Genomic DNA, 20,780 nt, shown 5'->3' on the forward strand with positions numbered 1-20,780 from the left:
TTACTCCTGGTAGTATTGTTTTAAATGCAAAATAGGTTCAGCCAATTCTTTAGGGACCACATCCGCAACTATTTGGCCGCCTTTCAGAACTATCAATTGATCCGACATTTTGCTGAGAAAATCGAGATCGTGAGAAGCAATGACCATCGTAACGCCTAAAGACTTGACTGAATTTAATAAGTTAATGACATCATCAATTGTCGCCAGATCAAGACCCGAAGTCGGTTCGTCACAAAGCAGTAAACTGGGGTTCATCATTAGGCTTCGAGCTAAAGCAACGCGTTGCTTTTGTCCTCCAGACAACTGATGTGGATAAGAAGATGCTTTATCACTAATCCCCAAACTCTGCAGCAAAGAATGGGCTTGCTCTTCATGATTTAATGTTTTGTTTTGTAAGCGAGGAGCATAAACTAAGTTCTGCATCACGTTCATATGAGGAAAAAGCTGAAAATCCTGAAACATAAAACCGCTTTGTCCCTTTACTGTTATCGTACCGGAGTCCAGAGTTTCTAATTGTTGTATGCAACGTAGCAATGTGGATTTACCGCTCCCTGATGGTCCTGCCAAACCGAGCACCGTATGAGCCTGTAATTCTAAATTAATGTTATTCAATACGGGTAGACAACCAAAATATTTAGATGCTTGGTTAATGACTAACATAAAGCCCCCTTTCTTCAATTTTTTTACCCATGCATTCAATTAAGAGAACCATACCGTAGTAAATGCAACCCGCAATACATAAAGGAACAAAGTAGGTAAATTGTTCGGCAGCAACTGATTGAGCCCTACGCATCAAGTCCATTCCTCCTATAGTCGCAATTAATGCGGTTTCTTTCAGTAGCGCAATCATTTCATTGATGAATGCAGGAAATATATTTTTCACGACCTGGGGTAGAACAATATCTTTCCATAAATAAAAATTAGGTATTTGTAACGTTTTTGCTGCTTCAAACTGACCTTTGGGCAAATGTTCTATTCCTGAACGGAGAATTTCGGCAATGTATGCTGAACTGTTCAGACCAAATGTTAAAAGCCCGGCCGTCAGAATATTCGCTTTAATACCGATTAATGCGGGTACAGCAAAATAAACAAAACTAAGCTGTAAAATAACTGGGGTCCCTCTCATCACCGAAATAAATCCATTGATTAGTGGTTTCATAATTCCTTGGTATCGCAATAAAGCAAATACGGTTCCTAATAGAGTTCCTATGAGCAAACCACCCATTAACAAGATTAAAGTAACTAGAGTTCCCTCACCAATATAGAGGATGTTTTGTGTTAACTCTTCCATTGTGTATTCTCCAGCCATTTTTTCTTGAGTGCACTCAGCTCACCCGTTTGTTCGATTTCATGTAAAACCTGATTTATTTTTTGCGTCAACTCAGAATTCTTTTTTAAAGCCAAGCCGTAGCCATCATCTGATTGAGCAATCACAGCAAAAGACAGTCCAGGATTTTTCTTACTAAATACGGCACCTTGTACGCCATCCAATAGAACTAAATCAGCATGGCCGGCTTTTAAAGCTGCAATGGTTTGATTGTTATTATCCATCACTAAAAGATTGGCATTCGGAACGTTCTGCTTCAACCAAATTTCCATGGTACTACCTAATTGAACTGCTATTTTTTTGTCAGCTAATTGTTGTACGTTTTTAATCGGCTTGTTTTCAGGAAAAACAGCCGCCATACTCTCGAAATAATAAGGCTCACTAAAATCAAAATTCTTTTTTCGCTGATCTGTAATCGTAATTGTAGAAATCGCGGCATCAACCTGACCAGAGCTTAGGGCTGGCAAGATGCTGCTGAATTGCATGCTATCAAAAAATGCTTCCTTACCTAATTTTTTTGCAATCAAACGAGCAAGATCAATATCAAAACCTTTGATTTTCCCATGATCATTGTATTCGAATGGTGGATATTCCGCAGCCACGGCAAAATGAATATATTGAATGCTCTCCTTAGGTATTATCCCGTAACAAAAGGAAACAAGCAAAGCAAAGCCTATTAAAATGACAAAAAATAATTGTTTCATTTGAATATAAATCCAGTTTTTATGCGTTTTTCAAATGTAGCAATCTTGACTTGCCCTGTCAAGATATTTTGAATATAATTTCATTAAAATGACTTTATATTCACTGATCACCAATTAAGCGGAGAATTGAATGAGCCTAGACGCTGCCCTTGATGGACATATATTAAATATTGTGCAAACCGAAAAAATTGCTGAGCAAATTGATTTGCAAAACAGCTTAAAAGCACGGGGTTATACGATTCCTCAGGCAACCCTATCACGAAGGCTGAAAAAATTAAAAATTGCAAAAATAGGTGGAACTTATCAAGTAGTCGACTTCAATCTACCTAACTTACCTTTGGTACTGAATATGCAAGTGTCCGATTATGGTCTTATAGTGCTTCATACTCACCCTGGAAATGCAAACAGTTTGGCTTTTTTTATTGATAGAAAATTCGTATCTTTTTCACCTCAAGCCATTCAGGACTCAGGAATTTTAGGAACGATTGCCGGTGACGATACCGTGCTTCTTATCGTAAAAAGTAAAGAACAATTAAACCCTGTCATTCAGCTTCTTCATGATGAGTTTCCTTACCTGAAAAAGTAATAATCCAGAACATTAATCTGAGCTCAACTGTATTCAGTGGTTTCTTCATCCCCTAAATCCCGGGTAAGGCTTCGCCAAACCCAGGATACATAATAAAATAGCGGGCATATTATCGTGTAATCCCGTCATTCCGAATGCAACGAGAGAGCTCCTTCACTATTTTTGAGATTAAAGAGCCACACAGCAATTAGACCAATATTTTTTCAATTTGTATATTTACCATAAGTTATTGTATTTATTATTTTTCTCATTTTTGTTAATAAATCCTTAATAAATAAGTAATTTTTCCTTAAGAAATAAATTCTATAGTTATCTCATGAATCAATTATTCGTTGATAATCTACTATGAGATACAAACCAGAACAATTTCCGACTGCTAAAACAAGCATCAATCCAAAGGCAAGCTCCAATGCAAGAATTTTAAAATTAACCAGCGAACTTTCTGCAATGAGAGAAAAAGAGTGGAATGATTATCATGAAACCCTTTTTCAGCAAATAAACAAAGAGTGCTACATTGATAACAAATATGATCAAAGTAAACTAGCAAAACTTATTGAAGATGTTTATGAGAATCTTAGCGAAAATGCTCAAGATAAGATGTTTAAGCTCTTAGAGAAAAGGCAAAAATTAGATGATTTATCTTTTGTTACTGAGGTTAGAAATATTATCGCAGGGGACAAATTTAGATTTTCTTCATTAGCAAGCACACTCCCAGATTTTTTAAAAATAATAGACACAGATGAAAAGTTGGAATCATTTTTAAAGAATCCACAAAAATACATTAACGATAATAACGGAAAGCTTTCTATTTTTGAATTGCAGGTACTTGAGATCACAATAAATAATCCCGCATTCAACCAGTTAGCCTCAATTAATCGTGTACATGACCCAAAGTCATTTGTCTATACACCGTTAACTGCTCAGTTATTTCAATTAAATCTTTCTCAATATGGTTCAATGGATGCAGGGGCATTTGAAGATTTAATACCACCATCTGCAAGAGAATCTGTTTTGGCGAAAGCAAGACAAACTCCAAAAAAACTAGTTATGGGGCTGGGGGGAGCACAAGCCACTTATAGACGCTCTGCAATTGCCGAAACCGCTGAAAAAGTTAGAGAATCGGGGTTGGGAGCTTGTCATTCCTTCGCTTTGCTCGCTGCTGATCATTTATTAAAAAAAATGGATACTGGGGAATTACCTCAGATGCACATTAAAATGGTGAGCCATAAAAGAGGTAGATACTCGCACACCTATCTTCTCCTTAATCATAACTCTCAGGATCTGAACAATCTATCTCAATGCATTATTGTTGATCCATGGGCGGTAGTTATGGGGCATACTAAAGAGGGTTATGGTGCATTTCTGACGAGTAATTACCCATTTCCCCGGATGACATCCCAATTGGTTTCTTGCTATGATTCTCAGGAACCAGAAATAGAACAACTTCAATCAGACGAAACAGCAATTTCGAGTCGATCTTTTCGGGAGCAATTGGCAAAAGTATCTATTGTTTCAGGTGGTAGTTTCTTTTCTCAACAACTTGATAGTAAACAACAAATTGCGGTCACCTTTTTGGATGATTTGAAAGCCTACGTAAATAAGACTTCCAGACATACTTTAAAGCTCGAATTACTTGATGTATTAAACAGACAGGTAAGAGCGGGTGATATCACCCCTGAATTAGCGCTCAAGGTAGCTGCTCAAGCGGTTCTAGCACGATCTATTGAAAAAGCTGGAAACAATAATTACCGGTGGAGTATTGCTTCATCCAATATAACTAATGAGACCTTATCCGCTTTATTACCTGCATTTGAGAAATCTAAACCCTATTGGAGTAGATATCTTAGCAAACATGAGGCGATTCCTCCTAATGAAAAAATCAGCAAAATGGACGTAAACCATTTGCGAAAAGTAGTTGATCTTTTGCCCCAAAAAGAGGAACATACATTTTCTGCAGATAGTGGAAATAATAAACAAGTTACGCCTTGAATTAGGCTTACCCGTGACAAAATGCCAGGAGAATTTTTTTTATGGGTGAATCCCGTTTAGAGGTAGATTTACAACAACTCACCACTCTTCCTAAGGAAATCTTATTTTTAGTTCTCGATAACCTCACCATAACGGAAATATTAAAACTAAAAAAAGTGTCTAAAGCCGTTAACATATTGGCATCAGATTATTTAATTGAGGAATTAAAAATAAAAGAGGTGCATTGTGGCCAAGATTTCACTCTGATTCTTTTAAACCACGGACGAGTTTTAGCTATAGGAAGTAATTTACGAGGACAACTTGGACTCGGTGAACATATAAAACATGTTTCTCAATTAACCGAAATCACTGCACTTAGAGAGCGTGTGACTCATATTGCAACTGGATTTTCACATGCAATTTTTTTAGGTGAATCAGGTAAAGTCTATGGCCTGGGAAGAAATGAAGAAAGCCAGATAGCCCCTGATTCAGGTGCTACAAGCATTTATGTACCTACCCCTATAGAAGTACAAGCAACACTAAAAAATGTTTTTGCCCAAGATCATACAAGCGCTTTAATTTTCACTGACGACTCCCCCGACAAGGCGTTTAAAATAATGGGTAACCCATTAACAGCTTATCCATTGAAACACATTAAAGCTTTTTTATCCGATTGGCTTCCCACGCCCTCTTCTGACTTAGAAATTGCTGATATTGCGGTGAACAATCAACAGCAATGTGCACTTTTGTTAACTACGGATGGTGAAGTCTATGTATACGGGAACAATCAATCAGGATTATTAGGATTAAATCCAGAAAACGTGTTTATTAATACTTGGACTAAGTTGTCAGATGTTAAGGCAAAACAAATTAAGGCCACGGCGTTAGGTTGTTTCATTCTAACTCATGATAATTTATTACTTGCAAGTGGTTCAAATACTAAAGGACAATTGGGTCCGATTGAAGAATTCGAAGGATTCATGAAAATCGCTTCTGATGTGAAGTATTTTGATACGGCAGATCATCATACTATTTATGTAGACAGCCAAAATAAATTGTTTCTTTTGGGTGCCATGAAAATCGATGATCAGGAGTTAAGATCTGTTGAAAAGGGAATTTTTCCTATTCAGGGATCTTCTAAGCCCTCTACCGAGAAGGTAAGAGCATTACTGAGTCATTTTTTTAAAAAACAGCCTGATCATCCAAAACCATCACAAGATCAGAGTAATAATGATTTTTCACCCTGAGAATTGAGTGTAAAGAAAGTTTCTATTACGCGTGTTATTGTTGCAATAGAATATCTCTACTAATAGTTTACTTTTTATTTTTAAGTTATAACATCCCCGTTATAATGAGGTTTGTTGAAAACTATCGTATGTGAAACTGGCATTATCTCTCATTTAAGAATGGAGTCCCGCCTTCGCGGGAGTGACAAAAATGGAGTTTGGGAATTAACGCACCCTTCCAAACTTTTTTTTCAACACAAGCCCTATAATGAGGTATTAACTCTGTGAGGTACTATATTTTATGACTATCTCGGCAAAAGAATTAGACAAAATTTCCCAGCTCGCTTATCTGGATACAGACATAGAGCATTCACCTAAACTCATCGAAGACATTAATGCAATCATGAAGTTTGTCGACCAACTCCGTTCTATTGATACTCAAAAAGTAGAACCTCTTTTTCATCCTCTTGCATTAAATCAACGATTAAGATCCGATGTGGTGACCGAAGAAAATTGTCTTTCCGATTTAGAAACCCTTGCCCCACGATTTGAACAAGATCTTTATTTAGTCCCTCAAGTTATTGACCAGAGTAAGTAATCATGGAACATTTATCCTTAAAACAGCTATCTCAAGCATTACATCAGAAGAACCTCTCTAGTGTTGAATTAACTCAGCAGTACCTCACACAAATTAAAAAGCATCAAGAGTTAAATGCTTTTATCAGTCTAGATGAGGAACACGCGATTCTTGAAGCTAAAAAAGCAGATCAAGAACTAAAAAAAGGTCATGGTAAAATGCTTACAGGTATTCCTATGGCATTAAAAGATTTATTTTGTACCCTGCGCATGCCAACGACCTGTGCTTCAAAAATGCTTGCCCATTTTCAATCCCCTTATGAAGCAACTTTAGTCAGTAATTTGCTCGCTCAAGGTTCTATTTTGATTGGTAAAACGAATATGGACGAATTTGCGATGGGCTCGTCCAATGAAAACAGTTACTTTGGTGCTGTAAAAAATCCATGGGATAAAGAGCGCGTTCCAGGTGGTTCTTCGGGTGGTTCTGCAGCAGCTGTAGCCGCTGGCTTGGTCCCTTTTGCTATAGGTTCTGATACGGGAGGTTCAATACGGCAACCCGCTGCCTTATGTGGAATCAGTGGAATTAAGCCCACTTATGGTCTTATTTCTCGCTATGGGATGATTGCTTACGCCTCCAGTCTGGATCAGGCGGGTCCTTTAGCGCGAAGTGCAGAAGACTTAGCATTGGTTCTTCAAGCGATGGCTGGATTCGATCCTAAGGACTCCACTTCAGTTGATTCAGCAATTCCTGATTATTGTGCTGATCTTAATAAACCCTTATCTAAACTAAAAATAGGTTTACCATCCTGTTTTTTTCAGCCACAAGTAGATCAAGCAATACAACAGGCGATTCTTGATGCAGTGAAGGTTTTTGAAAGTGCAGGAGCCGAAATTGTTTCTTTAAATTTGGAACTTCAACCTTTATGGGTACCCTGCTACTACGTAGTGGCTTGTGCTGAAGCCTCTTCTAATTTATCACGCTATGATGGTTTACGTTTTGGCTATCGCAGTGAACATGCATCAACATTAACGGAGCTTATTCGCAATACGCGCAGTGAAGGCTTTGGAATTGAAGTAAAGCGCCGAATTCTTACGGGAACACATGTACTTTCATCGGGCTATTTTGACGCATACTACCTGCAAGCTCAAAAAATCCGTCGTCTTATCCAGGAAGAACTTGTCACAACCCTTAAATCTGTTGATGTTATTCTCGGACCAACTACCCCAACCTGTGCCTTTAAACTTGGTGAAAAAATTGCAGATCCCATTCAAAATTACCTTGCTGACGTGTTCACAGTAGCAGCTAATCTTGCTGGACTCCCCGCAATTTCCATCCCCGCAGGCTTTACTGAGGGGCTCCCTATAGGTTTGCAACTCATGGGAAAACATTTTGGTGAAAGTCAATTACTCCAAATTGCTCATCATTATCAACAAAATACCAACTGGCATTTAGCCAGTCCAAACCAATAAAGGTGAATTATGGAATGGGATACAGTCATTGGCCTTGAAGTACATATTCAGCTCAAAACAAAATCGAAACTTTTCTCTGGCGCATCTACTGCTTTTGGTTCTGCCCCTAATTCTCAGACCTGCTTTATTGATGCAGGGTATCCTGGAGTTTTGCCTGTATTGAACCAGGAAGCCGTCATTATGGCAATTCAGTTTGGATTAGCGATTCAAGCAGACATTAATGATCAATCTGTTTTTGAGCGCAAAAATTATTTTTATCCCGATTTACCCAAAGGGTATCAAATCAGTCAATTTCAAAAACCCATAGTCAGCAATGGTAAATTAGCAATTACTCTGAATGACGACCGTGTGAAAGAGGTTTTGATTGTCCGTGCCCATCTAGAAGAGGATGCGGGTAAATCATTGCATGGGGTGCATTCTGGTTATAGCGGTATTGATCTAAATCGAGCAGGAACTCCCTTATTGGAGATAGTAACTGCCCCCTGCTTGTTTTCAAGCCATGAGGCAGTGAGTTATCTTAAAAAACTGCATCAGCTGGTCCAGTTTTTAGGTATCTGTGATGGTAATATGCAAGAAGGAAGTTTCCGATGTGATGTGAATCTTTCCTTAAAACCCAAAGGGAGTTCTGTCTTAGGAACGCGAACTGAATTGAAAAATTTGAATTCATTCCGCTTCATTGAAAAAGCGATTGCTTATGAACAATCACGACATCAAGATGTATTGGAAAGTGGACAACAAATCATTCAAGAAACTCGTCTCTATAATCCAGATACTCATACGACGCACGCAATGCGGAGTAAAGAAAATGAGAATGATTACCGATATTTTCCTGATCCCGATTTACTGCCAATACAAATCACCCGTTTCCTTATTGCTGAAGTTAAGAATAATTTACCGGACTTACCTGATAAAATTCATACTGAATTAAAAAATACACCGTCACTCAATGAAGAAGACATTAATTTTATTCTTTCTTCGCCCAGCGCTTACCAATTTTTTAAATCAATTAAAAGCCAATGCCAGGCTCCGGAAAAAATGGTTATTAATTGGTTAAAAGGTCAATACGCTGCAGCTTTAAATGAAGAGAACTTAACTTTTGATACACCGCGTATCTCAGCAAAGCTTATGGCAAATCTTCTCAATAAACTACATGAGGGTGCTATTTCTTTAAACAATGCCCGAGCCATTTTTACTTTGCTCTGGGCTGGAGAAGAAGATATTGAAGCGATTATCGCACGCGAAGGGTATCAACAAGTAGATGATACAGCTGCTTGGGAAGAGATGATTATTAAATTAATTCAACAGTACCCTGAGCAAGCCGCAGAATACAGAGCAGGAAAAGAGAAATTATTGGCTTTCTTTGTAGGACAAATCATGAAGCAAACCAAAGGAAAGGCGAATCCCGAGCAAATCAATATGCTCCTAAAAAAACATTTAGCGGAAAGTCAGTAATCTAGATGAAAAAATTAATAACATTCGCACAGGTCAATTTATAGTTTTTTGTAGCCTGGATTACCGCAGGGAAATCGGTGATGGCGGTACTTCAAAATACTCGGCCATCCCGAGCGTAGCGAGGGATCTCCATGTTCTAGCACAACGTTATAAAGGGAGATACCTTGCTACGCTCGGGATGACGGGACAAAGCACTTCTCCCGCGAGTTCAAATGAGGCGAATTTTATTAATTATTACTTAGCTTACTGACAGGTTCTTCGGGGAATACCTGTTTTTTTAGTGCCTGGTATTCGTTATCACTTTGCACTGTTTCATTATAGAAATTATTCACAATGTTTTGTACATTCGTACCCACCATACCCGCGCTTTTAAGCCCATGAAAATCAGAGGTTGTTGGAATTCCAAGAAATTTGGAGTGTCCTTTCTTTTCCCAGGCTTCCTTAACACCCAAAAGTCGTTGTACACTGAGCATGCGGCTTGTACCGAAATAACTACCGCCTTTGGTAATTTCTTCAATAGAACCTTGTGTTACGCTGTTATGAGCCTCATTAATAATATCAAGTACGTTGCTTGTAGAGTTTAAAGTTTCCATTTGTTTTCCAAGTTCTTTTTCTAATGACGAGCAATAGTCGATCTTCGCTTGATTTCGTGATTTATGGAAAAATTTTACCGAATGTACTTTTTCGTCTTCTAATGTTCCCTTATACATATTTATTAACGAGATTGCCTCTTGCAGTCGTATTTTCTTATCTGCGATCGCTTTTTCACTCAATTGGTCGCTTTGATTAGGAGGCTGCTCGCCGTTTGAAGTAAGAGAAATATGGTCTGAGGGATCTTCTTTTTGTTGGCCATTTAGCGGTATCAACGATACATCTTGTTCCTTTTCCTGCCGAATGGATGGTTCCGTTTTCTCAATAGGCGGGGTAGTTGGTTGCTGTATTTCTTCCACTCTTTCTACAACGACTGGTGTAATTTCTTTTGGAGTAGAAACTGTATCTGATTGCTCTTCTTTTTGTTGGGATTTACTGCTTGTAGTACTAACTTGCTCTAATAATAATGTAGCTTGTTCCCTTTTTTGCTTAATGCATTTTTCAATATTATTAATATTCTGGACAGTTTGTTGATGTTCTTTTGAGGTTCCACTAATCTCAATCTCTTGCTTAATACTTTGTATTTCTTGTTCCTTCTTTTCAAGCAATTGGATTAACTCTTGAAGTTTCTGAGCGTCTGAAGGCATTAGTAGATTATCTGCTTGTATGACAATGCCTTCAATATTTTTTATTTTCTTAAACAGTGCCGTTAAGTTTTTTAATACTGCAGCCTGCTCCATAATCGATTCAAAGTTCGCGATGAGCACATCAAGCTTGGATTGCTCCTCCCTAATCGCTTCCTCAACAGAGGTTGCGTTTCCTTTCTCCATAATTCCACTCATATCGAGTTTTCTTTTGACAAGTTGTTGTTTCAGCGCGGAAAAAATTTTCTCATTCAACAAAAGATCAAAATTCCGCTCAAACTCAACAAATGATTGGGGCGAAGTATGTGAGCTTGAAAGCAACTTAAGATAATCGCCTTGCATGCGTGTGAGGTCGTGCTGTTTTGCAGTGATCTCTTCATTTGTTAATTTTACTAAGGACTGCGCTTGGAGGATTAGTTGTTGATTTCGAAGGGGCTCTAACTTTTCTATAAATGCATGCAGACGTATAATAACGTTCTTAGGAAGAGTCGTGTTTCCGCCAACGTCGTTAATAGGCTTATATTTGTCCCTAGAGCCTCTCCGTGTTGAATAATCTTCATTCAGAGCACGTTTCTGACGAATAATGTCTGTCTTGATATCCTTTTCTTCTAAGGACAGGGCAAGAATGAGATCATTTAGGAAATCCAAATAGTTCTAGCTGTATTTTGAGGCATCAAACCCGGCAGGCGACATGAATAACTGAATGTCCATTTCCTTTGATTTAATGAATTTGTTGAAATTTTCATTAAACTCTAATTCAGCGAGCTCCTTAATTTGCTCTAGGAGCATTTGCTTCTCGGAGATTTCTTCTGGGTTAGTATAAATGGCCCGCAGCTGTTCAGTTTTCATATTAATTTTGATGCATAGGAAACAGTATGGACATATTATAGCCAATTAAGATTAAGGAATACTTAAAGAGATGAAAGATTAGCCAATTGACACATTGCCTCAAAATACCTGTTGCCGAAGCCATGTCCAAATAAGTATGTAAATTGCATCGTTGCCTCACTATTGCTGTTGCCGAAAGGAGGAAAGCAAAAATGGGGGAAGTACGCATGGATTTATATTTGAAAACACAGCGTTGGCGTTATCACCGAGGTAATCGTGAGGTGAAGAAACGCATATTGGATGAGTTTTGCGAGACACATGGCTATCACCGTAAAGCGGCAGCTAGGTTATTAAGGCAGTTACCCGTTGGTGATAAAAAACCTAAAAAACCAGGCAAAAAGAAAATTTATGACCCTAGTATATTATTGGAGCCGCTTAAAAAGATTTGGCTTGCTACGGATCAGATGTGTGGCAAGCGCTTAAAAGAGGCTCTGCCCATATGGTTACCACATTATCAGAAACATCATGAGACTTCATTAGATGAGCTCTCTGCTCAATTGCTGGCAATGAGTGCTGCAACAATCGATCGCTTGCTAAAACCCATTAAATCTCGCTATGGAAAAGGTTTAAGTGGAACGAAACCCGGAAGCCTTTTAAGAAAACATATTCCGATTAATACAACCCAGTGGGACACCAGACAAGTTGGTTTTATGGAAGCAGATACTGTGGCACATTGTGGTACTTCGCTAATGGGTGATTTTGTCTGGTCAATTACAATGACCGATATTTTCAGTGGCTGGACAGAAATGCGTGCTACTTGGAATAAAGGAGCGACAGGTGTACTGCAAGGCATAGAAAACATAGAAGAAAACTTACCTTTTGAAATCAAAGGGTTTGATTGTGATAACGGCTCAGAGTTTCTTAATTGGCACCTTATTCGTTATTTTACTGACCGCGGTTCTCAACAATCCGTACAATTTACCCGTTCACGTCCTTATAAAAAAGACGATAATGCGCATGTTGAACAGAAAAACTGGACTCATGTTCGTCAGCTCTTTGGCTATCATCGCTTTGATAATCCAAAGATAGTGGAACTCATGAATGGCTTATATTCTAATGAGGTTTCTCTTCTTTTTAATTTTTTCTATCCCTGTATTAAATTGATTGATAAAGTGCGAATCCAATCCAAGATTAAGAAAAAATATGACAAACCGCAAACTCCTTACCAACGGTTAATGGCTTCCAGCTGTCTTACATTAGATCAAAAAAAGACCTTACAAGAGCAGTTTATTACACTGGACCCATTTAATCTGCAAAAGAAGATCCAAAAGAAGCTAAAATTAGTATTTAGATTCGTTCAGGTTCAGAATACAAAACAGAGAAAGGCTATTTAATGAAAAGATTAAACATTACATTAGACCTGTTTGGGGATAAAGCCTGTGGATATGATGGACGAGTCCTTCGGACCTGCCTGTGCCCTATGGGACGTGTGAACAAAGCCATGGATAACAAAAAGATGTTACCCACAGCTATTGCTCACACTCACAGGCTTCTCGTCCACATATCGACCAGGCTCGTAAGCGCTCCAAGAACCACAGGCTTACAATTTACAACTTAGGGGTATAATCTAAGCCAATATTCCAAGGCAACAGTTTTTCATAATCATCAACACTGTTGCAAAGAGGAGCGTTCTTTAACAACATGACATAGTAATGATAAGGGTCGAGATTGTGTAATTTAGCCGTTCTGATGATACTGAAGTGTAAACACAAGGCCTCAGCACCTTCAACAGAGGCGCAAAACAAGAAGTTCTTTCGAGCAATGACCAAGGGTTTGATTTCTTGTTCAGTAAGATTGTTATCGATTTCCAGACGCCCATCATCTAAAAAGCGCATCAGTCCATCTCTATATTTAACACAGTAATTGAGTGCTTTCCCAAGCGGTGATTGGGGCAAAGTTGTAGGATAGACCTTATCAACCCATGTATTAAAGGCTTCCATGAGTGGTTTGGATTTTTCCTGACGCAACTGGTGACGTTGGTCTGGATTCAGTTGATTATTTTTAGCCTCACGCTCTATTTTATAAAGCTCTTTAAAAAAGCGCATGGCTTCTTTGGCAATGCCTTTGCCTTTATTAGATTGGGCAATAGGTTCAAATTTTCTGCGCGCATGCGCGTTGCAATTGACAATGTGCGCATTGCTGCTACCCACAAGTTCAAAAAAATTGTCACCATCGACATGTAAATAGCCATTGAATCCGACAAACCAATCGTAAATAAATTGTTTGTGCTCCACATCGTTGTAGTCATAAAGAATAACGGATTTATCCGGTGGTCCACCCCGAATGCAATACACATAGGATTTGGTTTCTGCTTTTCTTCCAGGCTCATGCAAGACCTGCAAGGTCGTTGCATCACAACTGGCCACATCATACTCAATCACACTGTCTTTCAACAGATTATAAATGGGACGCAGTGGTGTCATTAACTCAATGAGCCAGCGCGCCATGGTTTGGCGTGAGCAATCAATACCATGTCGTTCGCTGAGTTGTCGCTCCAGATGGTACAGTGGTTGCCTGTCATCCAGCTTGCTGACCACCAGGAATGATAAAAACTCTTCTGTTGCTTTAATTTTGGGGAGAATTTGTTTGGGCGCTGCTGCGGTTACGATTTGATTCTCGCATCCTTTAGTGCAAGCAACTACTTCACGTCGTTGCTCCACAATTTCGATGACGCAAGGTTGGTAATGCAGTAGCTCTTTGGTTTCATAACGAATCACTGTTTTGCATGCACCACAGGCACATTGCTTGTCTTCATCAGATACCGGAATAATTTCAATGCGACGGGGTAGTTCTTTCTGCGCTTTTTTATTCTTCTTTCTTGTATGGGCAGCCACTGGTGTCATTTCTTCGGTCTGCTCACCGCTTGCTTCAGCCTGAGAAAAAATGCTCTGATTATTTTCAAACAAAGACAGCTGAGGATTTTCAGGGTCAATATAACGCTCAGAGCGCTTGCCAAAACGGTGACGGCGTAGCTCCATGATTTGTGCTTTTAAAGAATCATAGGCTTCCGCGTAGTGTTCATTGCGTGCTTGAGATAGAGCAAGCTCTGCTTTTAATGCGAGTATTTCGTTACTTAATTGCTCTATTTTTTCTTCGTACATCATGTTGAAATGGCACCTGTTTGCTGAGTCAATTATATCACATTACGTTGATTTTAAAAACAAATTAATCGTTTTTTGTAAATTATTTCTAATAGAAATTCGTAGCCAATACTTCCGGCAACAATGTGTGTTTTGCAAAATCCAATCCTGAGAGCAGCCAGCTTAATTGGTCATTGGTAAGGCTCATGACCGCGTCATCGTGTTTGGGAAATTTTAGTTTTCCTTGCTCCAATCGCTTATAACAGAGCCAAAACCCATTTCGCTCCCACCACAGCATTTTTATTTTATTGGCTTGGCGGTTTCTGAAAAGAAAAATTTGCCCTGATGTGGGGTTCAACTGAAGATGGTCGGAAATCAACATCACCAGTCCATCAATTTGTCGCCTAAAATCAATAGGCTTTGGATAGAGCCATATGCTTGCATTAAATGATAAAAACATGGCTAACCCCACAAGGACAACAACATTGGCAATAAAGTCTGGTCGTGAATTTTTAGCTCATGCCCATTGTTCAATACCAAGGTGCATACTGTCTCTGGAGCTCTTTGTGTCAGCTTATTTAATTGAATCGGTACTAATTTGGATGAAGCTATTTCTTCCCGATACTTTCGCTCCCAATAGCCAAATTGATGGTAGTTTAATTGATGCTTTCGACAGTACGTTACTCGCGACAAACCACTTTCTTTTTGATGCGTTACATGCTCCATCCATCTCTGTTCTTTCGTGCCATCTGTTTCTTGGGGGGATATAATTTGTGGGGATATATTCATCGTACTCTCCTCTCTAAATTGATGTTGCAGAGTATGACGAAACGGAGATAATTATTAAATTATGTAGTTGCTGGCGCGCTTACCCAGGCTCAATAGCAACTATTTATTAACTGCAACAAAACCTCTCAAAAGCAACACCTATTTTGAGGCAACGACTCAGTATATTTTTTGTCCTTCGGCAACACCTTTCATTGAGGCAATAGGATTGAGTCACAAAATAATTCGATCTATTGAGTTAGATAAATTCGATAACAGCTTCTTTGATTTTACATAAATCGGGTATCAGTTCTTGCAATGGTGTGACTTAAAACATGCAGCGCGGATTAGACGAAGTTGTAATCCGGGATTAAGATCAGCTTAAGAGGCTCATTGCGTGAATGGATACGTGGCCAGACTTTTGGGAACGATATGAGGTCGCCAATCTTCTTTTTGAAAATTATTATCAGGATTAAAGTTAAATCGACAAATAAATGATTGGCCAATGAAATAAAAAGAGTCGGTCGATAAGCCGGGTTCTGTCGCGGACAATCATTCATCTGGGACATGTGTCACCACATGCCTCAAGCAACCTACCCGAGTCCCGTGCGGGTCACACGTAATGACTTTTCAGTCAAATGGACTCCTATTTGGTCTTGCTCCGAGTGGGGTTTTCCCTGCCACGCCTGTTACCAGCCGCGCGGTGCGCTCTTACCGCACCATTTCACCCTTACCTCAAAGAGGCGGTATATTTTCTGTGGCACTTTCCGTAGGTTCACACCTCCCAGGAATTACCTGGCACTCTACCCTTGGGAGCCCGGACTTTCCTCCCTTTGCAAAGCAAAGAGCGATTGTCTGACCAACTCTGATATCAATAGTAGCAGAGTGCCTAGCTAAAGGCCACTATATTAGGAAATTTAATAAGAAAAAACCAATAAAAACAGGTTGTTTTAATCACTTAGAAATCGCGAGTTCCAATAAATTCGTCATCAAAATAACGCTTTAATTTAGTACGCAAAGTACCACGGCTTACGCCAAGAACACGTGCAGCTTTTGATTGATTATAACGAGTTAATTCCATAACAGTGCGAAATAAAGGTGCTTCAACTTCTTCAACAATTAATTGATACAAATTCAAATTAGCATCTTTATTACTAACACTGGTTAAATAACCTTTAACAGCATGAATTACTTGATGTGAAAGTGCTTCGCTGCTTTGCACCATTGTATCTGTGCTCATTTAAGTCTCCTAGTACAAATAAATTAAACAAAATTATGCCCAGTACTTACACTCACCGAACACTATGGCCTATATAGTACCAAACATCTCAAAGAGTGTAAATATTGTTTTAATGATATTCATTTCTTAAGGAAATATTAAGGAAAAAAAATTTTACCACTTTACATGTAAAGTGGACAAGGCGAATTTATTAATTAATTCATCGCCCTTTATCATTTTTTATCAAGTCTCGGATATTAATAAGAAATTTTGCACATTTTATTTCCTTCATAAAAAAAAATCAGAAGCGCCTATTTATTTTAAAAATATTCTTAATACACTGATCCAATTAATTTTTTTTAAGGATAAACATGACCAAAAAACATACAAGCGACCTGCATTGTCACTTAAATGGAAGTTTTAGTTTGAAGTTTTTGAAAAAAATAGCCAAAAAGCATAATTGCCTTGAACTTTACAATGCGTTAATACGCATACGGACCGAATACCTCCATAATACAAACCAACAGCCAGAAAATGGTTATACTAAAGAGTTAATCGACATTATTTGGAAACAATTTGGCCTGATCCACAAAATAATCCAAGATCTGGAGGATATTTCTGAGGGTGTCGTGGATGTAGTGCAATGCTCCGAAGCAAAATATCTTGAAATAAGAACAACCCCCAAAGAAATGGCAAATGAGTCGCGTGATAAATATATAGATGCATTTGTTTCTGGTCTATTGCAGGCGCGTGAAAAAATACCGAATAAAAAAGCGGTGGGATTGTTAAGCTTAGACAGAACGTTGCACACTGTGGCAGATGCAAATGACTTTATCGAACACATATTAAAAAGCCCAAATAATGTATTAGTCGGTTTGGACATTTCCGGAAACCCTTTAGCCAAGAGAACGCTTGCAGGAGATGAGTTAGCTCAAGTGATTCTATTGGCTCTAAAAAATGGTATCGCCATTGCTATTCATGCAGGTGAGTCTGATAGTGAACAAGAACGAAACGACACAGACGCAATCTTAACTGCTTTAGAGGAATGGAAATTGCAACAACCCGTGCAAGAGAAAAATCCCTTACATGGTAAGGTACGGTTAGGCCATTGTATTTACCTAACTCAATTGCAAAAAGAACGGATTAACAAATTGGGTCTTCCGATAGAGGTTTGTCCCAGCTGCCACAGCAAGTTGAATTGGCATCTCGAAAAAGAGCCTCATCCAGTGACCTCGATTTATCAAGATGTCAGTGATCCCATTGTACCCGGGACTGATGATGAATCGATTTTCGGCGCCTCAGCCAAAATGGAGTTGAATCGATTTTTAGGCTTTTTTTCAAATAAGCAACAATTAAGCCGAAAACAAATTAAAGAGCATCAAGCGAGTTTCCGTTTTTCTATGTAGTATAGAACCCCGTCATCGCGAGCCCAGTGAATGCTCTCCCATAATAATAACGTGCTACAGCGTGGAGATCTCTCGCTGAGCTCGCGATGACGGGTTGTTTCATTGCGGCTAGACGAGCATCTAATCCACTGTGAAACTTTCCCCGCATCCGCATTGACCTGTCTGATTCGGATTATTGAAAATAAATTTATAATTTAACCCCTGTTTTACATAATCAACACTCATGTTTTTTAAAAAGGGATAACTGGACTTATCGATGCATAAAATATAATTTTCAGTCAACGCAAGTATCAAATCGCTATCTTGAGGAGCCAGTACATAATCCACGACATAAGATAAACCAGAACAACCCGTTTTTTTTACTGATAAACGAATTCCCCTACATTCAGGGTTTTTCTGCAAATAAGACACCACATGTTTTATCGCTGCGTCAGTAAAACTGATTTCGGGTACCGCATTTTCTACATGATGCATAACGACACTCATTTTATATTACCTCTCAATTCGATTTATCTTTTATTAAAAGCAATGCTTCTTTAAAAACATCCATAATTCTTAATGCTATAGGGTACTGAGCAACAGGGATATCCAATTCTTTGACAATGAGCTGGTAATCAATTTGTGGGACAGTATCTGTAGTCTGCCCTTCCAGCTGTCTGCATAACCATTCCAAACTTGCAATAATATAAGGATTACCATTAGTTCTAAAGCAAGCTCGTACAATTGTACCATCTGAATTAGACTGAATGTATAGTTCAATAAGTCCTTGGCCTTTTTGATTGTTTTTAACAACAACTGTAAAACGCTCACTTAAATCAATAAGGCCCACATGTCTGGGTGAAAAAAAACAATCTTGTACTATTTTATTATATATCATGATGGCGACATGTCGCGCAATCGAGTCACTTGCGTACAAATAACATGAATCGCGTGCTCCACTTCCTCTTCCTTAGTAAAACGTCCTATGGATAATCTTATAGTACTTTGTGCTAAATCATCGCTTAGCCCTATTTCTCTCAGTACATAGGAGGGTTGAATACTGGCAGAACTGCAGGCTGAAGTAGTAGATACTGCTAACTCATTCAAGGCTAACAACAAGGAATCCCCATCTAAACCAGCAAAACTGAAATTCAGATTACCTGCAATCCGTTTTTGTTTGTCTCCATTGAGCTGAATACCAGGCAAATGTTTAATACCCTCCCATAAGTGCTGGCGATATTTTAAAAATCGTGATTGCTCTTCTTCTCGCACCCGTTCAGCTAACTCGAACGCCTCCCCCATACCCACAATTTGATGGGTAGCTAAGGTTCCCGAACGTAACCCACCTTCATGCCCGCCCCCAAAACTTTGTGGTTGGAGACGAATTCGCGGTTTGTGCCTGACATAAAGAGCACCAACACCTTTCGGACCGTAATTTTTATGCGCAGAAAGTGCCATTAAATCAACAGAAAGACGGGTCAAATCGATGGGAATTTTTCCTGCACTCTGCGCTGCATCGACGTGAAATAGGATTCCTTTATTACGTAATAAAGCACCAATGGACTCAATATCCTGAATCACACCAATTTCATTGTTTACATGCATGATGGAAACCAAAATAGTATCGGGTCTTAATACTTGAGCTAATTGTTCCAGATCGAGTAATCCATTGGGTTCAGGATGAAGGTAAGTTACCTCGAATCCATCTTTTTCCAACCGGTTAAAACTATCGAGCACCGCTTTATGCTCTGTACTCATAGTAACTACATGCTTCCCTTTATTCTGATAAAAGTGTGCTGCGCCGATTATTGCCAAATTATTTGCTTCTGTGGCTCCCGAGGTAAATACTATATCTTGTGCCGATGCATGAATTGAATTGGCAACTTGTGCACGAGCGTGATCTACAGCAAGAGCTGCAATTCGTCCATATTCATGGGTTATAGAAGAAGGATTACCAAAATCTCCTTCCGGTCCCAGATAATGGATCATGCGCTCCACTACACGCGGATCAACAGGCGTTGTTGCCATATAATCAAAATAGATTGGTATTTTAATTATCCCGTTCACTTAAGCCTCTTTTCCTTGCCCATTCCAATGATTTTTGTACCTGGCTTAACATTCCTCGTAACAGATTAACTTCCATTTTTTCTAAGTTTACACGATTAAATAAACGTCGTACCCGCTGCATTAATCGTCGTGGATTTGAAGTTTTTAAAAATTGAATCTCAATAAAAACTTCCCTTAGATGTTCGTAAAATTGCTCGATTTCATCTGCTGTAGCATACTCATCCTGCCGCAATGCCACTTCGGCTTTAGGTGCTAATAATTTCATTCGCAATTCATAAGCAATAATCTGCACAGCCTGGGCTAAATTGAGAGAGCTGTACTCGGGATTGCTTGGAATATTAATGTGATAATGACATTTTAGCAGTTCTTCGTTGGTAAGACCTGCATGCTCTCTTCCAAATACAATCGCAATTTGAGTATTGTCCGCGTGTTGACTAATTAAGTCCGCACAAGAAGCGGGGACTAAGCCGGGTAAGGAAATACCTCTTGGCCGTGCACTGGTTCCCAGAATAAGCTGGCATCCAATCAAGGCTTCGTCCAAAGTTTCAGTAACAATGGCATGATCTAATAGATCATCGGCACCAGCCGCCATTTCTTTTGCCTTATAATCAGGAAAAGATTTAGGCTGTACTAAATAAAGTGAACTTAATCCCATTGTTTTCATGGCTCTGGCTGTTGAGCCTATATTACCTGGATGAGATGTTGCTACTAAAATGATACGGATAGAACTTAAATTCATAAAAACTTTTTATTCACATATTAAGATCACTATATCATATCATTGAACACCCTTTTTTACGATTTTTGCTTTTTTCATATTTCACTCTCTTTG

The 20,780-nt window shown here is 38.9% G+C and carries 21 protein-coding genes and 1 other RNA gene; 8 read left to right on the plus strand and 14 right to left on the minus strand.

Annotated elements, in window-relative coordinates:
* The 3 genes from OQJ26_RS02310 to OQJ26_RS02320 are packed head-to-tail and all read right to left on the minus strand — an operon-like array spanning window position 1 to window position 2,031.
* Window positions 1-660 carry an amino acid ABC transporter ATP-binding protein gene (locus OQJ26_RS02310; RefSeq protein WP_265702288.1) on the minus strand — a complete coding sequence of 220 codons (660 nt, stop codon included), beginning with the start codon at window positions 658-660 and terminating at the stop codon, window positions 1-3.
* Window positions 647-1,291 (minus strand): amino acid ABC transporter permease, encoded by a 645-nt coding sequence (locus OQJ26_RS02315; protein WP_265702289.1) that lies wholly within the window; start codon window positions 1,289-1,291, stop codon window positions 647-649. The genes OQJ26_RS02310 and OQJ26_RS02315 overlap by 14 nt, the downstream gene beginning before the upstream one ends.
* A complete protein-coding gene (locus OQJ26_RS02320) occupies window positions 1,279-2,031 on the minus strand; it encodes a substrate-binding periplasmic protein (protein ID WP_265702290.1) in 753 nt (250 codons plus the stop codon). The genes OQJ26_RS02315 and OQJ26_RS02320 overlap by 13 nt, the downstream gene beginning before the upstream one ends.
* A 130-nt stretch (window positions 2,032-2,161) precedes the next feature.
* On the opposite strand from OQJ26_RS02320, the gene OQJ26_RS02325 reads away from it, so the two are divergent.
* The 6 genes from OQJ26_RS02325 (at window position 2,162) to gatB (ending at window position 9,309) form a co-directional block, all read left to right on the plus strand.
* Window positions 2,162-2,617 carry an arginine repressor gene (locus OQJ26_RS02325; protein WP_265702292.1) on the plus strand — a complete coding sequence of 152 codons (456 nt, stop codon included), beginning with the start codon at window positions 2,162-2,164 and terminating at the stop codon, window positions 2,615-2,617.
* A 345-nt stretch (window positions 2,618-2,962) separates the two neighbouring features.
* On the plus strand, window positions 2,963-4,606 hold the full coding sequence (locus tag OQJ26_RS02330; RefSeq protein ID WP_265702293.1) for a hypothetical protein: 1,644 nt from the start codon (window positions 2,963-2,965) through the stop codon (window positions 4,604-4,606).
* A 41-nt stretch (window positions 4,607-4,647) separates the two neighbouring features.
* Window positions 4,648-5,832, plus strand: a complete 1,185-nt coding sequence (locus OQJ26_RS02335) for an RCC1 domain-containing protein (RefSeq protein WP_265702294.1) — start codon at window positions 4,648-4,650, stop codon at window positions 5,830-5,832.
* Between the two features lie 280 nt (window positions 5,833-6,112).
* Window positions 6,113-6,409 (plus strand): Asp-tRNA(Asn)/Glu-tRNA(Gln) amidotransferase subunit GatC, encoded by a 297-nt coding sequence (gene gatC / locus OQJ26_RS02340; protein ID WP_265702296.1) that lies wholly within the window; start codon window positions 6,113-6,115, stop codon window positions 6,407-6,409.
* Window positions 6,410-6,411: 2 nt separating this feature from the next.
* Window positions 6,412-7,857 (plus strand): Asp-tRNA(Asn)/Glu-tRNA(Gln) amidotransferase subunit GatA, encoded by a 1,446-nt coding sequence (gene gatA / locus OQJ26_RS02345; RefSeq protein WP_265702297.1) that lies wholly within the window; start codon window positions 6,412-6,414, stop codon window positions 7,855-7,857.
* 9 nt (window positions 7,858-7,866) lie between these two features.
* Window positions 7,867-9,309, plus strand: a complete 1,443-nt coding sequence (gene gatB / locus OQJ26_RS02350) for an Asp-tRNA(Asn)/Glu-tRNA(Gln) amidotransferase subunit GatB (protein ID WP_265702298.1) — start codon at window positions 7,867-7,869, stop codon at window positions 9,307-9,309.
* Window positions 9,310-9,536: 227 nt separating this feature from the next.
* On the opposite strand, the gene OQJ26_RS02355 is transcribed toward gatB, so the two are convergent.
* The gene (locus OQJ26_RS02355; RefSeq protein WP_265702300.1) at window positions 9,537-11,192 is read right to left on the minus strand and encodes a hypothetical protein; all 1,656 of its coding nucleotides are present in this window, start codon (window positions 11,190-11,192) and stop codon (window positions 9,537-9,539) included.
* 6 nt (window positions 11,193-11,198) lie between these two features.
* Window positions 11,199-11,393: a hypothetical protein gene (locus OQJ26_RS02360; protein ID WP_265702301.1), complete on the minus strand. Its 195-nt coding sequence runs from the start codon at window positions 11,391-11,393 to the stop codon at window positions 11,199-11,201.
* A 206-nt stretch (window positions 11,394-11,599) separates the two neighbouring features.
* Here OQJ26_RS02360 and OQJ26_RS02365 point away from each other — a divergent pair, with 206 nt between their 5' ends.
* On the plus strand, window positions 11,600-12,766 hold the full coding sequence (locus OQJ26_RS02365; RefSeq protein WP_265702302.1) for an integrase: 1,167 nt from the start codon (window positions 11,600-11,602) through the stop codon (window positions 12,764-12,766).
* A 213-nt stretch (window positions 12,767-12,979) separates the two neighbouring features.
* Here OQJ26_RS02365 and tnpC read toward each other — a convergent pair whose 3' ends face one another.
* From tnpC to OQJ26_RS02390, 5 genes are all read right to left on the minus strand, one after another.
* Window positions 12,980-14,536 (minus strand): IS66 family transposase, encoded by a 1,557-nt coding sequence (gene tnpC / locus OQJ26_RS02370; RefSeq protein WP_265702303.1) that lies wholly within the window; start codon window positions 14,534-14,536, stop codon window positions 12,980-12,982.
* 85 nt (window positions 14,537-14,621) lie between these two features.
* On the minus strand, window positions 14,622-14,972 hold the full coding sequence (gene tnpB, locus OQJ26_RS02375; protein WP_265702305.1) for an IS66 family insertion sequence element accessory protein TnpB: 351 nt from the start codon (window positions 14,970-14,972) through the stop codon (window positions 14,622-14,624).
* A 2-nt stretch (window positions 14,973-14,974) separates the two neighbouring features.
* Entirely contained in the window at window positions 14,975-15,301 is a 327-nt protein-coding gene (gene tnpA, locus OQJ26_RS02380; protein WP_265702306.1) for an IS66 family insertion sequence element accessory protein TnpA, read from the minus strand.
* A 488-nt stretch (window positions 15,302-15,789) separates the two neighbouring features.
* Window positions 15,790-16,144: RNase P RNA component class A (rnpB, locus tag OQJ26_RS02385), an RNA gene on the minus strand.
* A gap of 91 nt (window positions 16,145-16,235) precedes the next feature.
* On the minus strand, window positions 16,236-16,517 hold the full coding sequence (locus OQJ26_RS02390; RefSeq protein WP_028381835.1) for a helix-turn-helix domain-containing protein: 282 nt from the start codon (window positions 16,515-16,517) through the stop codon (window positions 16,236-16,238).
* Window positions 16,518-16,867: 350 nt separating this feature from the next.
* Here OQJ26_RS02390 and OQJ26_RS02395 point away from each other — a divergent pair, with 350 nt between their 5' ends.
* Window positions 16,868-17,902: an amidohydrolase family protein gene (locus tag OQJ26_RS02395; protein WP_265702307.1), complete on the plus strand. Its 1,035-nt coding sequence runs from the start codon at window positions 16,868-16,870 to the stop codon at window positions 17,900-17,902.
* Between the two features lie 120 nt (window positions 17,903-18,022).
* On the opposite strand, the gene OQJ26_RS02400 is transcribed toward OQJ26_RS02395, so the two are convergent.
* The 4 genes from OQJ26_RS02400 to trmJ are packed head-to-tail and all read right to left on the minus strand — an operon-like array spanning window position 18,023 to window position 20,687.
* Window positions 18,023-18,388 carry a HesB/IscA family protein gene (locus OQJ26_RS02400; RefSeq protein WP_265702308.1) on the minus strand — a complete coding sequence of 122 codons (366 nt, stop codon included), beginning with the start codon at window positions 18,386-18,388 and terminating at the stop codon, window positions 18,023-18,025.
* Window positions 18,389-18,401: 13 nt separating this feature from the next.
* A complete protein-coding gene (locus tag OQJ26_RS02405) occupies window positions 18,402-18,779 on the minus strand; it encodes an iron-sulfur cluster assembly scaffold protein (protein ID WP_265702309.1) in 378 nt (125 codons plus the stop codon).
* A complete protein-coding gene (locus OQJ26_RS02410) occupies window positions 18,776-19,948 on the minus strand; it encodes an IscS subfamily cysteine desulfurase (RefSeq protein WP_416209935.1) in 1,173 nt (390 codons plus the stop codon). The genes OQJ26_RS02405 and OQJ26_RS02410 overlap by 4 nt, the downstream gene beginning before the upstream one ends.
* A complete protein-coding gene (trmJ, locus tag OQJ26_RS02415; RefSeq protein WP_265702310.1) occupies window positions 19,932-20,687 on the minus strand; it encodes a tRNA (cytosine(32)/uridine(32)-2'-O)-methyltransferase TrmJ in 756 nt (251 codons plus the stop codon). The genes OQJ26_RS02410 and trmJ overlap by 17 nt, the downstream gene beginning before the upstream one ends.
* Window positions 20,688-20,780: the final 93 nt, after the last annotated feature.

This window comes from Legionella sheltonii (genome assembly GCF_026191355.1).
In the GTDB taxonomy this organism is placed as follows: Bacteria; Pseudomonadota; Gammaproteobacteria; order Legionellales; family Legionellaceae; genus Legionella; species Legionella sheltonii.

Coding starts and splice junctions, on each gene's coding strand:
- OQJ26_RS02310 (WP_265702288.1), bottom strand. CDS start 660: ATGTTAGTCATTAACCAAGCATCTAAATATTTTGGTTGTCTACCCGTA.
- OQJ26_RS02315 (WP_265702289.1), bottom strand. CDS start 1,291: ATGGAAGAGTTAACACAAAACATCCTCTATATTGGTGAGGGAACTCTA.
- OQJ26_RS02320 (WP_265702290.1), bottom strand. CDS start 2,031: ATGAAACAATTATTTTTTGTCATTTTAATAGGCTTTGCTTTGCTTGTT.
- OQJ26_RS02325 (WP_265702292.1), top strand. CDS start 2,162: ATGAGCCTAGACGCTGCCCTTGATGGACATATATTAAATATTGTGCAA.
- OQJ26_RS02330 (WP_265702293.1), top strand. CDS start 2,963: ATGAGATACAAACCAGAACAATTTCCGACTGCTAAAACAAGCATCAAT.
- OQJ26_RS02335 (WP_265702294.1), top strand. CDS start 4,648: ATGGGTGAATCCCGTTTAGAGGTAGATTTACAACAACTCACCACTCTT.
- gatC (WP_265702296.1), top strand. CDS start 6,113: ATGACTATCTCGGCAAAAGAATTAGACAAAATTTCCCAGCTCGCTTAT.
- gatA (WP_265702297.1), top strand. CDS start 6,412: ATGGAACATTTATCCTTAAAACAGCTATCTCAAGCATTACATCAGAAG.
- gatB (WP_265702298.1), top strand. CDS start 7,867: ATGGAATGGGATACAGTCATTGGCCTTGAAGTACATATTCAGCTCAAA.
- OQJ26_RS02360 (WP_265702301.1), bottom strand. CDS start 11,393: ATGAAAACTGAACAGCTGCGGGCCATTTATACTAACCCAGAAGAAATC.
- OQJ26_RS02365 (WP_265702302.1), top strand. CDS start 11,600: ATGGATTTATATTTGAAAACACAGCGTTGGCGTTATCACCGAGGTAAT.
- tnpC (WP_265702303.1), bottom strand. CDS start 14,536: ATGATGTACGAAGAAAAAATAGAGCAATTAAGTAACGAAATACTCGCA.
- tnpB (WP_265702305.1), bottom strand. CDS start 14,972: ATGTTTTTATCATTTAATGCAAGCATATGGCTCTATCCAAAGCCTATT.
- tnpA (WP_265702306.1), bottom strand. CDS start 15,301: ATGAATATATCCCCACAAATTATATCCCCCCAAGAAACAGATGGCACG.
- OQJ26_RS02390 (WP_028381835.1), bottom strand. CDS start 16,517: ATGAGCACAGATACAATGGTGCAAAGCAGCGAAGCACTTTCACATCAA.
- OQJ26_RS02395 (WP_265702307.1), top strand. CDS start 16,868: ATGACCAAAAAACATACAAGCGACCTGCATTGTCACTTAAATGGAAGT.
- OQJ26_RS02400 (WP_265702308.1), bottom strand. CDS start 18,388: ATGAGTGTCGTTATGCATCATGTAGAAAATGCGGTACCCGAAATCAGT.
- OQJ26_RS02405 (WP_265702309.1), bottom strand. CDS start 18,779: ATGATATATAATAAAATAGTACAAGATTGTTTTTTTTCACCCAGACAT.
- trmJ (WP_265702310.1), bottom strand. CDS start 20,687: ATGAATTTAAGTTCTATCCGTATCATTTTAGTAGCAACATCTCATCCA.